This is a genomic window from Clostridium perfringens ATCC 13124 (assembly GCF_000013285.1).
In the GTDB taxonomy this organism is placed as follows: domain Bacteria; phylum Bacillota; class Clostridia; order Clostridiales; family Clostridiaceae; genus Sarcina; species Sarcina perfringens.
The window spans coordinates 2,419,467-2,432,586 of sequence record NC_008261.1; the positions used below are offsets into that span (position 1 = coordinate 2,419,467).

Here is a 13,120-nt window from a genome sequence, read left to right on the forward strand (position 1 = left end):
TTTATATAAACCTTAGTTTTCATTGTATAATATTAAGTAAGTTAAAACAATATTTTTTAAAGGTTGGTGGTTATATGAATAAAACGGTACTTATTGTAGAAGATGAAATACGTATAAGATTTCTTGTAAGAGATTACTTCAAGAAAGAGGGATTTAATGTGTTAGAAGCTTCTGATGGTGAGGAAGCTCTTAGGATATTTTCTGAAAATATAGTTGATTTAGCAATATTAGATATAATGATGCCAAAATTAGATGGACTTGCTGTTTGTAGAAATATAAGGGAAGTTTCAAATACTCCTATAATATTATTAACAGCTAAAAGCCAAGAGGAAGATAAACTTTTAGGTTATGAGCTTGGAGCTGATGATTATATGACTAAACCCTTTAGCCCTAAGGTTTTATTAGCAAAAGCTAAAGCATTATTAAGAAGAACAGGTACATTAAATGATAAAAACATTTTAGATTTTAATGGATTAACAATAAATAAACTATCTCATGAAGTAAAACTAAATGGAGAAGAACTATTACTATCTCCTAAGGAATATGATTTACTTATTTACCTTTCTTCAAATGAAGGAATAGCTTTATCAAGGGATAGAATTCTAGATAATGTTTGGGGCTATGATTATTTTGGAGATATAAGAACAGTTGATACGAACATAAAAAGACTTAGAGAGAAATTACTAGATAAAGCTAATTATATAGCTACTGTTAGGGGAAGTGGCTATAAGTTTGAGGTGAAATAGTGAAAAAAAGTATTTCAAAAAGATTATTTATAATAACTTTTGGTATAATAATATTCTTAACCTTGTTTACAATGATATTCCAAATTACATTTTTCCAAGAATTTTATTATAAAAGAAAAAGTAATGATTTAAGCAATGCAGTTTTAAAGTTTAGAGCTCTATATTCTTATGACATAAAAAATACAGACTCTTTATATAGGGCTTTAAGCCTTTTTGAACTTGAAAACAACGCTAAAATAGGAATTTATTCCATAGATAGTACACCAAAATATGTTCCTGATCCAGCTAATAAAAACTCAGAGGCTGTAGATTTATTAAACGATATTTTTAATGAGTTATATAGTGACCAGGATTTTGCAAAAACCTTATTAAATTCAAATTCTGGAGTAACTACAGAATTTAAAAGCAGAAAATACTCAACAAAATATATTGTTTATATGGTGCCATTTTCTCTTAATTCTAAGAACGATTCTATTATTATAGCCATAACATCATTCCAAGCAATTGAAGAAGCAAGCGCCTTAATAAAGGATTTTTATAAATACATAATTCTTATAGTCATAGTGATTGGATTAATTTTATCCTATGTATTTTCAAACTTAATTTCTAAACCTCTAGTGAAATTAAATAAATCTGCAAAGAAAATGAGTGCTATGGACTTCTCTGAAAAGTGTGATATAGAACGTGAAGATGAAATAGGAAATCTAGCTAAAACTTTAAACTTTTTGTCTAAAAATCTATCTAATGCCTTAGATGATTTAAAAATAAAAAATAAAAAGTTAGAAGAAGATATAGAAAAAGAAAGAGAACTAGAAAAACTTAGAAAAGATTTTATTGCTGGAGCATCCCATGAACTTAAAACTCCTATTGGTATAATATCTGGATATGCTGAAGGAATAAAAGACGGTATAGTGGATCATAAGGATCAAGGAGTTTACTTAGATATAATAATTGATGAAGCAGAAAAAATGAACAAATTAGTTATGGATATGCTTGAACTTTCAAAGCTTGAAGCTGGAAAAATTGATTTACATATAATAGATTTTTCCCTTACTGAACTTACTGAGGAAGTTTTAGTAAAGAATTCTGTTGACATAAATAAAAATAATTTAACTGTAGTAAAAAATTATTCTCCTACTGAAGATTTATATGTTCAAGGAGATGACTTTAAAATAGAACAGGTACTAACTAATTTTGTTACCAATGCTATAAAATATTCTGAACCTAACAACCAAATAATAATAGATATAAAACCAGTTGAGGAAGATAAAATATACTTCTCAATTGAAAATACCGGTGCCCATATTCCTGATTCAGATATAAATAAGATTTGGACTCAATTTTATAGAGGAGATACCTCAAGAAATAGAGGCTCTAGAAGTACGGGACTGGGACTATCCATAGTTAAAAATCTACTTCAAGCTCACGAAAGTGAATTCGGAGTTATGAATACAGAAAACGGAGTTAAATTCTACTTTACCCTAAAAAAATCTAAAGAAATAGATGAAGTAGAAGAAATCTAAAGGTCATGTATCAAAGTAACTTTTAATAAAGCTTACAAACATATTCCGAGAATTACTAGATTTCGCTAAGAATTTATAATTATTACTCCGAAGATATCACTAAAGCTTAGAAACTTGCTTCGCTTCAAACAGTCTAAGCTTTTTAACGTGATATCTTCTACATAATAATTTAAATTCTAAAGCTCATCTAGATATTCTCTTCATATTGTTTGTAAGCTTTATTATATTTTTATACAGAATCTTTTAGTTTTTTTAAAGCATTCCACCATCTACAGTTAATATTTGTCCTGTTAGGTATGAAGAATCCTCTGAAGCTAAAAATTTTGCCACTCTTCCAATCTCTTCAACCTCTCCAAATCTATTCATAGGAATTTCTTCCTCTAGCCCCTCTTTTTCTTCCTTACTAAGCCATGAATTCATCTCTGTATTTATTACACCTGGAGCTATACAATTTACTCTTATTCCCCAAGGAGCTATTTCTTTTGCTAAGGCCTTAGTAAATAAATTCATTCCTCCCTTAGTAGTTGAATATAAAACTTCGCAGGAAGCCCCAACATTCCCCCATATGGATGATATATTTATAATTGATGAATTACTTCCTTCTCTTAATAAGTCCATAGAATCCCTTGTAAGCTTCATAGCACCTATTAAGTTAACATTCATAATAGAATCTATCTCTTCATCACTAGCATCCATAAATAATCCTATTTTTGAAATTCCAGCATTATTTACTAATACATCAAGTTTTCCAAATTTATTTTTAATAGAACTTATTATATGATTTCTCTCATCCTTATTTGCTACATTTCCACCTAAAATTTCTCCTGAACCACCTAGTTCTTTAATCATATTTAAGGTTTCATTAGCCCCTTCTAAATCACTATTATATCCAACTAAAACAAAAGCTCCAGCCTTTCCAAATTCCCTTGCTATTCCTCTTCCAATTCCCTTTGAAGCTCCTGTTATATATACTATCTTGCCTAATAATTTTTTCTCCATTAATCCTTCATCCTTTTCTGCACAATATTAAAATTCTTAAAAGTTGTATCAAAATAACTTATTAAAACTTATTTTCATAAACCATTATATAACTAAGTTATAAGACTATCTTAAAACATCTCTTATTATTCTCTTTGCATTCTTATAATATATTTTCTCTATTTCATCCTCTTTAAAACCTTCCCTTTCCAAGGTATTTAATAATAAGCTCATCTTACTTGAATCTTTAATTTCAACCTCATTTTCTATACCATCAAAATCAGATCCTAAGGAAATAACATCTATTCCCCCAATATTTCTTATGTGTTTTATATGTCTAACCATATTTCTTATGGAAGCTAAATTTAAATCCTCTTCCCACTCTTCTTTTAAGAAAGCATTGCAAAAATTTATTCCTGTTACCCCACCATTATTAGCTAGCTCTTTAATCATATGGTCAGTTAAATTTCTGCTATGATTAGTCTTTGTTCTACTATTAGAATGAGATGCTATAATTGGACTCTTTGAATATTTTATTACATCATAGAATCCTCCATCAGAAAGATGAGAAACATCTATTAACATTCCTAGACTATTCATTTCTTCCACAACTTCTATACCTTTTTTAGTAAGACCCTTATCCTTATATTTAAACTCATAATTTGGATATCCTAAGTCATTTATATAGTTCCAAGTTAAGGTTATTAAAGAAACTCCCTCTTCTTTAAACTCCCTTAACTTTTCAATGTCACCCTTAATAGCATCTCCCTCTTCAATAGTTATAAAGGCTCCTATTTTATCCTCTTTTTCTGCCCTTTCTAAATCACTTATATTTCTGCATAAGACTATATCTCTTGAATTCTCATTTATTTCTCTTTTAAAATTCTGTAGCATTTCTTTGCAATAAGAATAAGTATCAGAATTACATTCTTTATTTATAAACAAAGCGAAAAATTGAGCTAAAGCTTCCCCTTCTCTTAATTTATTTATATCAACTTTTAAATCATTTTTAAAAAGCTTTTTATTTTCTTGAAGCATACGTGATGCTGTATCACAATGAAAATCTATAAATCTCATAAAAATCTTCATAGGTAAATTCCTATGAAAGTTCACCTCTTTCAACTACTAATATGAATATTTTCACAATATAAACTATATCAAAAAATTTTCTCTTTTTAAATTATTCTCTTGTAATACTATTATTATTAAAAAATTAAAGCCATGTTACAAATTTAAATTGCAACATGACTTTAATTCTTTATTCAGTATTTCTTAAAGAGAATACTAAATTCACCAAAGGGAAATTAGTACTACCTTAAAAACTATTTTTTAATTATTAATATAAAGGATACTTAGCACATAAAGCTTTAACTCTTGCTTTTAATGGCTCTAAATCTCCATCTTTTTCTTTAATAGCATCATTTATTATAGAAGCTATTTCTTTCATTTCTTCTTCTTTAAATCCTCTAGTTGTTATAGCAGGAGTTCCTATTCTAACACCACTAGTAACAAATGGACTTCTTGTTTCATTTGGTACAGTATTTTTGTTTAAAGTTATTCCTATGCTATCTAAAAGAATTTCTGCATCTTTACCAGTTATATCTTTATTAGTTAAATCAACAAGTATTAAATGGTTATCAGTTCCATTTGAAACTAATTTAAATCCATAAGATTCTAAAGCTTCTGCTAAAACATGTGCATTTTTAACAACTTGCTCCATATATGTTTTAAAACTTGGTTCTAATGCTTCTTTAAAACAAACAGCCTTTGCAGCTATTATATGCATTAAAGGACCACCTTGTATTCCTGGGAAGATATTCTTATCTAATGCTTTTGCAAATTTTTCTTTACAAAGTATTAATCCACCTCTTGGTCCTCTTAAAGTTTTATGAGTTGTTGATGTAACAAAATCAGCATAAGGAACTGGTGATGGATGTAAGCCTGTAGCTACAAGCCCTGCAATGTGAGCTATATCAACCATTAAGTATGCTCCTACCTCATCTGCTATCTCTCTTAAAGTTTTAAAATCTATAATTCTTGAATATGCACTAGCTCCTGCAACTATTAATTTAGGTTTATGTTTAAGAGCTAATTCTCTTACAGTTTCATAATTTATTGTTTCTGTCTCTTTATCTACACCATATGACACGAAATTAAATAATCTACCTGAAAAGTTAACTGGTGAACCATGAGTTAAATGTCCTCCATGGCTTAAATCCATTCCTAATACAGTATCACCTGGCTCTAATATTGAAAAATAAACAGCCATATTAGCTTGTGATCCTGAATGTGGTTGTACATTAGCATGCTCAGCCCCAAATAATTTTTTTACTCTTTCTCTTGCTAAATCTTCAACCTCATCTACTACGTGACATCCACCATAGTATCTTTTTGAAGGGTAACCCTCAGCATATTTATTTGTTAAATATGATCCCATAGCTTCCATAACAGCTTTGCTAACAAAGTTTTCTGAAGCTATAAGCTCTATACTATTTTCTTGTCTTTCCTTTTCCTTTTGAACAAGATGTGCAATTTGCTCATCTTCTCTTTCTAAGTTGTCAAAATTCATTTTCTTCACCCCAAACGTAAAATGTATATTACTTATTATAAATTTATTAATTATTTTTAGCAACAAAAAATAATTTGTTTATATTTTGATTAAACTAATATGAGTTTGTATAGCTTATTTTAACTTTTCATATGTTATAATTACTATATTGGTTATAAATTTACATAGGGGAGAATAATATGGATTTTGACAAAGTATTACATATTGCAACTTTTGCAGGTAGAATAATACTAGAAAGCGGTGGAGAAACTTACAGAGTTGAGGAAACTATTTGTAGAATCTGTGCAGCTTACGGTATTAGATATGCTGAAAGTTTTGTTACCCCAACTGGAATTATGGTTTCTGTTTACGATGAGAATAATTATACAACTACTTTAGTAAAAAGAGTTACTAATAGAACTGTTGATTTGCAGAAAATCCACTTGGTTAATGAACTTTCAAGAAAACTTTATACGGAAAAATATTCTCTTGATGAGGTTTTAGAAAAATTAATAGATATAAATGAAAACTGTCCTAAATACGATTTCAGAACAAATCTAGTATTTTCAGCCATAGCAGCTGCTGGATTCACCACTATATTAGGAGGTAATATAGAAGACTGCGTAGTATCATTTTTTGTTGGAATGTTTGTAAAACTAGCTACCTTTAAGGCTGGGGAATTAGGAATAAACGCCTTTTTTATAAATACTTTAGGTGGAGCAATCGCTGCTCTCTTATCCTTAATAGCCTATAGCTTAGGAGTTGGAAGTAATTTAGACACAATGATAATAGGTAGTATAATGCTATTAGTTCCTGGTTTATCTATTACAAATGCTATTAGAGATACAATAGCTGGTGATTTAATATCAGGCCTTATAAGGGCAGCTGAGGCCTTCTTAGTAGCTATCTCTATAGCTGTTGGAACTGGTATGGTTATGAGTATTTGGATTTACTTTGGAGGTGGTATATAAGTGGTTTTAATTAAAGAAGTTCTAGCTACCTTCATAGCTACTATAGCTTTTGGAGTATTATTTAATATTCACGGAAAGAATTTATTCTTTGCCGGAATAGGTGGAGCCTTAGGGTGGCTAGTTTATAAAATAGGATTATATTTTGGACTAAGTGTCATATTATCAATGTTCTTTTCAGCAATTGCCTTTAGTGCTTATTCTGAAATATATGCAAGAATTTTAAAAACTCCAGTAACCACAATAGTTGTTTGTGCCTTAATCCCCTTAGTTCCTGGAGGGGGCATGTATAATACTATGTACGAAGCTATAAAGGGAGATGCTATGTCAACTTGGAATCAAGCCATAATGACAATTTCATCTTCAGGCGCATTAGCCTTAGGAGTTTTATTTGTATCTACAATCACTCGTTTAATAAACAATAGAAAAAAACAATATACTCATGGATCATTAAATCCTAAAAACATATTATTATTTAAAAAATTAAAAAACAAAAGCAATATAGATTTTCATACAAAAAAATAGACCACAAAGGTGGTCTATTATTTTACAAAACTATTTAATGTTTTTATTAATTGTTCTAATCCTGCTAATTCCTCTTTATCCTCTTCTCCTATACCCATACAATTTCTAGCATAGTTTTCTATAAGAAGTACCCCAACTTTGTTTATAGCAGCTCTTATGGCAGATATTTGAGTTAATACATCCCTACAACAAACATCCTTCTCTACCATTCCTTGAATTCCTTTTACTTGCCCCTCTATTTTTCTTAATCTTACAAGTATATCTTTTCTTAAAGCTTCATTATCATTCAAAATTTACACCTCATACCATTATTGTAATCTAATATATAATATTTTTAATTTATATTATTATTTCATATTAATTACTTAATATACCTTAATTCCTAATTGAAAGTCAATAAAAATAGCAATCTATAATTAAGATTTACTTTTTAAATGGTAAAGTAATAAAAACTCTTAACTTATAAAGTGTAAGCCTTTTTACTCATTTTCCATATAAATTGACTAAAATTAGCGTGAGTAAAAACCCACGCTAATTAAGTTTACTTTAGTATCTCAATTTAGATTGCTCAAAAATTATTCTGCCGTATCTTCTTTCTTTATTGTTTCAATTCCTAATTCTTTTAATTGTTCTTCATCTACTATATTAGGTGCTTCAGTTAAATAACAGAATGCATTTTGGTTTTTAGGGAATGTTATAACGTCCTTGATATTTTCAGTTCCTGCTAAGAACATTATCATTCTATCTAAACCGAAAGCTAATCCGCCGTGTGGTGGTGGTCCAAATTTAAATGCTTCTAATAAGAATCCAAATCTTTCCCAAGCTGATTCTTGAGTAAATCCTAATACTTCAAACATTTTTTCTTGAAGCTTAGTATCATGTATTCTTATAGATCCTCCACCTAACTCTTCTCCATTTAATACTAAGTCATAAGCCTTAGCTCTAACTCTTCCTGGATCAGTATCTAAGTACTTTATATCCTCATCCATTGGCATTGTAAATGGATGGTGAGCTGCAAAGTATCTTCCTTCTTCTTCATCGTACTCAAGAAGATCAAACTCTGTTATCCATGTGAAGTTAAACTCACTCTTATCTTTAACTAAATCAAATTTTCTTGAAAGCTCTAATCTTAATTCTCCTAAAGCTTTTAAAACTACTGAGTTTTTATCAGCAACTATAAGAATTAAATCTCCTGTTTTAGCTCCCATAGTTTCAATTATTTTGTTTAGCTCCTCTTCACTAAAGAATTTAGCTATTGGTGATTTAACACCTTCTTCTTTTAATTGAATCCATGCTAATCCTTTAGCTTTGAAAGTTTTAACGAACTCTCCTAATCTATCAATGTCTTTTCTTCCCATAGAAGCTCCGCCTTCTAAGCATAAACCTCTAACAGAACCGCCATTAGCTACAGCGTCTGTGAATACTTTAAATCCACATTCTTTAACAACATCGCTTAAGTTTGTAATTTCCATTCCAAATCTTAAGTCTGGTTTATCTGAACCGTATTTTTCCATAGCATCTTTAAATGTCATTCTCTTTATTGGAGTTTTTACATCTACTCCTAAAACTTCTTTAAATACATGCTTTATTAAACCTTCATTTAAAGCCATAACGTCGTCTTGCTCAACAAATGACATTTCTAAGTCAACTTGAGTAAACTCTGGTTGTCTATTAGCTCTTAAGTCCTCATCTCTGAAACACTTAACTATTTGGAAGTATCTATCAAAACCTGATACCATTAATAATTGTTTAAATAATTGTGGTGATTGAGGTAATGCATAGAACATTCCTGGATAGTTTCTTGATGGAACAAGATAGTCTCTAGCTCCTTCTGGAGTTGACTTTGTAAGTATTGGTGTCTCCATTTCTAAGAAACCATTTTGATCTAAATAATCTCTTATTGCTTTAGTTGTCTTATGTCTTATTTTGAAGATATTTTGCATATCTGGTCTTCTTAAATCTAAGTATCTATACTTTAATCTAATACTTTCAGCAGCATCTAAATCTTCTTTTATATATATTGGAGGAGTATCTGATTCAGATAAAATCTTTAATTCCTCAGCTTTTAACTCAACCATACCTGTTGGCATGTTTGGATTTACTGATTCTCTCTTAACTATTTCACCTGTTACAGCAATACAATATTCAGGTCTTATTGATTTTGCTTTTTCTAGGATTTCTTCTCCTAAATCATCATTAAATACAACCTGTAAAATTCCTTCTCTATCTCTTAAGTCTATAAATTGAAGACCTCCAAGATTTCTATTTCTTTGAACCCAACCCATTACGGTTACTTTTTGTCCAATATGGCTTTCTCTAGCGTCGCCACACATTATGTTACGCTTTAATCCATTTAAAGCTTCACCCATTTTAATTCTCCTCCTGTCTACTACTTAACTATATTTACTATTTCATTTATATCTAAGCTGACTTCGAATTGTTCTCCATCGCTCATTCTCTTAATTTTAATTTTGTTTTCTTCTATTTCAGAGTCACCTATAACAAAAGTATATTTAGCTCCTATTTTATTAGCATATTTCATTTGAGCCTTAACACTCTTTCCTAAGTGATCTATTTCAGCCTTTATGCCAGCTTTTCTAAGATTAAATGCTAATTTCATAGCTTCAAGCTTAGCATTGTCTCCCATTGAGCCAATATAAACTTCGCATCTAACAGGTTCAGGAATTTCTATTCCTTCCTCATCTAATATTAAAAGAAGTCTTTCTAAACCTAATCCAAATCCCATAGCTGGAGTTTTAGGACCGTCTACTTCTTCTACTAAGTAGTCATATCTTCCTCCACCACAAACTGTTAATCCATCTTTTATAACTTCAAAAACAGTTTTACTATAGTAATCTAATCCTCTTACTATTTGTGGATCTATGTTATACTCTATTCCCATAACATCTAAGTAAGCTTTTAACTTGCTAAAGTGATCACTACACTCTTCGCAGATGTAATCTAGTATTGAAGGAGCTTCCTTAACTATTTCCTTACATCTCTTTTCTTTACAGTCTATGATTCTCATAGGATTCTTTTCAAATCTTGTTTTACAAGTTTCACAAAGATTATCATAGTTCTCTTTTAAGTATTGTTTTAAAGCTTCATTGAATTTTGCTCTACATTTTGGACATCCTAAACTGTTTATATTTAAGCTTAATCCTTTTATTCCAAAATCCTCTGTTAATGCTCTCATAACTAAAGATAAGATTTCTGCATCAATAGAAGCTTCTTGTGAACCAAAAACTTCTATTCCATATTGATGGAATTCTCTTAATCTTCCTTTTTGCATTTTTTCATATCTAAAGCATGGAGTAAAATAGAACATTTTTGTTGGCTGAGCATCAGCATATAAACTATTTTCAATAAATGCTCTAACAGCTGGAGCTGTCCCCTCTGGTTTAAGAGTTATACTTCTTCCACCTTTATCTTCAAAAGTATACATTTCCTTTTGAACCACGTCAGTAGTTTCTCCAACTCCTCTTTTGAAAAGTTCAGTTGCCTCAAACATAGGAGTTCTGATCTCTCTAATTCCATATTCAGCTGATATTTTTCTTAACTTTTCTTCTATATAATGCCATTTATAAGCGTCATTAGGTAACATATCCTTTGTACCCTTTTGAGCTTGTATCGCCATAAACAACTCCTCCTACATAATATTAAATTTTTTATTTATATAAAGTATCAAGTAATTCTATCTTACCTTCAACCATTTCCTCTATTCTTTTTACATATTCCTTTACATCTTTAACATTTGCAAATCTTTCTATACGATTTTTATCTTCTTCTAAAAATACTACCTTAGAAACTGCATCTGCTCCTAATGCAATTATAGTCTGCTTATCTTCAATCATTTGAATATTGTAGATACATTCCTTGTTATCTTTTGAATATCCCACATTCTCCATGTTACCAACCATATTTTTTTGTCTATACATATAATATGGATGCATATTTAGTTCTCTACCTAAAACTTTACTCATTTCATACATCTTATTAAGATTTTTTTGCTCTGCAATAGTTATAGTGTTATGTAAAACTAAATTTTCATGAAGTCTTGATGCTCTTTTAATAGACATCCCATGAATAGTTAAACTATCTGGATTAAGATCCTTTATCATAGAGCATGTTTTAGAAACTTCTGAAATATCTTCATTTGGAAGACCTATTATAATATCCATATTTATGTTATCAAAGTCTAAGCTTCTTGCCAAATTGAATTTATCCACTACATCCTCTGTTAAATGCCCTCTACCTATTGATTTCAAGGTTTTATCGTTCATACTTTGAGGATTTATAGATATTCTAGATACTTCATATCTCTTCATAGTTTTTAATTTTTCTTCAGTTATAGAATCAGGTCTTCCACATTCAACAGTGAACTCCTTTATTCCTTTATTATTAACGAAACTATCATATATATGTTTCATTAATACTTCAAAATGTTCATTATTTACTGAGGTTGGAGTACCTCCACCAAAATAAACAGTTTCTATCTTTAAGCCTTTCTTTGATACATAATCACTTATAGCTGAAATTTCTTTACTTAAAGCTTCTAAATAAGGCTCAATATCTTTCTTACATCCAGCTATAGGATTTGCTGCAAAGGAACAATAAAGGCATCTTGTAGGGCAAAAAGGCATACCAACATATATACTTATGTTTTTTTCCTCTTTATTTACAAAACTTTCTTCTCTTTCTGCAACTTCTATGCAAAGTTTAGCTTTTTCTTCCCTAGCCATATAATTATCTTCAAAATATTTTATTATCTCTTCCTCAGATTTTCCTTCTCTTATTAGAGATAAGGCTATTTTACTTGGTCTTATTCCAACTAATGTTCCCCAAGGATATTCATCCTTAAGAGTTTCAGATAAAAATTTGAATATTCCCTTTTTAAGTTCTGTTTTAAATCCGTATCCTTCTTTGAACTCATAAGAAAAACTATTGTCTCCCTCTGAAATCTTAACCATATTTTCAGATATAAAGACATCGTAGTCTCTCTCTTCATCTTTATTTACAAACTTTAATTCCTTAAAAGTATAGAATATATTAAACATTTGATAAACGTCATATCTATACTTTAAGTCATTAAGATATATTTTAATATACATAAAAATCTCCTGCTAAAAATGGGTTTCTTTGTCTTTCGTGTTTAATAGTTGAACTTGGTCCATGTCCTGGATATACTGCTATGTCATCACCTAATGGAACCAGTTTATCATTTATACTCTTAAGAAGAGTGGAATGATTACCCCCTTCAAAATCACTTCTTCCAATTGATTCTCTAAATAGAGTATCTCCTGTAAAAAGACAATTATCTATTAAGAAGCATAATCCTCCTGGAGTATGTCCTGGTGTCTCTAGACATTTTATTTCATAATTATCTGAGAACTTAAGAGTATCTCCATCTTTTAAATATCCATCTGCCTTTGGAAGTTTTCCAAAAACATCAACATTTCTTTCTATCATATCTTCATCTTTTTTATCTATATAAAAAGGTATTTTATATTTTTCTGCAAGTTTTTGCACAGCTCCCACATGATCAAAATGTCCATGAGTTAATAATATCATTTTTGGTTTTGCATCTAAAGATTCTATTACACTTTCAATTCTTGATGCTTCTTCACCTGGATCTACTATTATACAATCCTTAGTTTCTTCATCTATAACAACATAACAATTAGCTTGATACATTCCTACTGGAATTGTTTTTATTAACATATCAATCCCTCCTAAAAAATGAAGTTTAATTTATATTTTTAACCGAATTTATAGGAGTCTAACTTATTAAGCTAAACTCCTATAAAAAATCTCAATGTTTAACTTTTCTAA

The 13,120-nt window shown here is 29.7% G+C and carries 12 protein-coding genes; 4 read left to right on the plus strand and 8 right to left on the minus strand.

Annotated features, from left to right (window positions below):
• The first annotated feature begins 74 nt into the window (after positions 1 to 74).
• Together CPF_RS10610 and CPF_RS10615 are read left to right on the plus strand one after the other, a co-directional pair.
• Positions 75 to 746: a response regulator transcription factor gene (locus tag CPF_RS10610; RefSeq protein ID WP_003454882.1), complete on the plus strand. Its 672-nt coding sequence runs from the start codon at positions 75 to 77 to the stop codon at positions 744 to 746.
• The gene (locus tag CPF_RS10615; RefSeq protein ID WP_003468780.1) at positions 746 to 2,269 is read left to right on the plus strand and encodes a HAMP domain-containing sensor histidine kinase; all 1,524 of its coding nucleotides are present in this window, start codon (positions 746 to 748) and stop codon (positions 2,267 to 2,269) included. Before CPF_RS10610 ends, CPF_RS10615 begins: the two co-directional genes overlap by 1 nt.
• Positions 2,270 to 2,521: 252 nt before the next feature.
• Here CPF_RS10615 and ymfI read toward each other — a convergent pair whose 3' ends face one another.
• The 3 genes from ymfI to glyA form a co-directional block, all read right to left on the minus strand.
• Complete coding sequence (gene ymfI, locus CPF_RS10620) at positions 2,522 to 3,268, minus strand: elongation factor P 5-aminopentanone reductase (RefSeq protein ID WP_003468803.1); 747 nt, start codon at positions 3,266 to 3,268, stop codon at positions 2,522 to 2,524.
• A 105-nt stretch (positions 3,269 to 3,373) separates the two neighbouring features.
• On the minus strand, positions 3,374 to 4,336 hold the full coding sequence (locus tag CPF_RS10625; RefSeq protein WP_011591000.1) for a dipeptidase: 963 nt from the start codon (positions 4,334 to 4,336) through the stop codon (positions 3,374 to 3,376).
• 247 nt (positions 4,337 to 4,583) lie between these two features.
• Positions 4,584 to 5,816, minus strand: coding sequence for a serine hydroxymethyltransferase (gene glyA, locus CPF_RS10630; protein ID WP_003468731.1), 1,233 nt, complete (start codon positions 5,814 to 5,816; stop codon positions 4,584 to 4,586).
• A 179-nt stretch (positions 5,817 to 5,995) separates the two neighbouring features.
• Between glyA and CPF_RS10635 the strand changes: the two genes are divergently transcribed.
• Together CPF_RS10635 and CPF_RS10640 are read left to right on the plus strand one after the other, a co-directional pair.
• A complete protein-coding gene (locus CPF_RS10635) occupies positions 5,996 to 6,766 on the plus strand; it encodes a threonine/serine exporter family protein (RefSeq protein ID WP_003454759.1) in 771 nt (256 codons plus the stop codon).
• Positions 6,767 to 7,288, plus strand: coding sequence for a threonine/serine exporter family protein (locus tag CPF_RS10640; protein WP_003451569.1), 522 nt, complete (start codon positions 6,767 to 6,769; stop codon positions 7,286 to 7,288).
• A gap of 17 nt (positions 7,289 to 7,305) precedes the next feature.
• On the opposite strand, the gene CPF_RS10645 is transcribed toward CPF_RS10640, so the two are convergent.
• From CPF_RS10645 to CPF_RS10665, 5 genes are all read right to left on the minus strand, one after another.
• A complete protein-coding gene (locus CPF_RS10645) occupies positions 7,306 to 7,578 on the minus strand; it encodes a metal-sensitive transcriptional regulator (RefSeq protein WP_003451077.1) in 273 nt (90 codons plus the stop codon).
• A 285-nt stretch (positions 7,579 to 7,863) separates the two neighbouring features.
• Positions 7,864 to 9,657, minus strand: coding sequence for an aspartate--tRNA ligase (gene aspS, locus CPF_RS10650; protein WP_003451272.1), 1,794 nt, complete (start codon positions 9,655 to 9,657; stop codon positions 7,864 to 7,866).
• A 20-nt stretch (positions 9,658 to 9,677) separates the two neighbouring features.
• Positions 9,678 to 10,925, minus strand: a complete 1,248-nt coding sequence (gene hisS / locus CPF_RS10655) for a histidine--tRNA ligase (RefSeq protein ID WP_003478447.1) — start codon at positions 10,923 to 10,925, stop codon at positions 9,678 to 9,680.
• Between the two features lie 31 nt (positions 10,926 to 10,956).
• The gene (locus CPF_RS10660; RefSeq protein ID WP_011591001.1) at positions 10,957 to 12,399 is read right to left on the minus strand and encodes a coproporphyrinogen III oxidase; all 1,443 of its coding nucleotides are present in this window, start codon (positions 12,397 to 12,399) and stop codon (positions 10,957 to 10,959) included.
• Positions 12,389 to 13,009: an MBL fold metallo-hydrolase gene (locus tag CPF_RS10665; protein WP_011591002.1), complete on the minus strand. Its 621-nt coding sequence runs from the start codon at positions 13,007 to 13,009 to the stop codon at positions 12,389 to 12,391. The genes CPF_RS10660 and CPF_RS10665 overlap by 11 nt, the downstream gene beginning before the upstream one ends.
• Between the last annotated feature and the right edge of the window lie 111 nt (positions 13,010 to 13,120).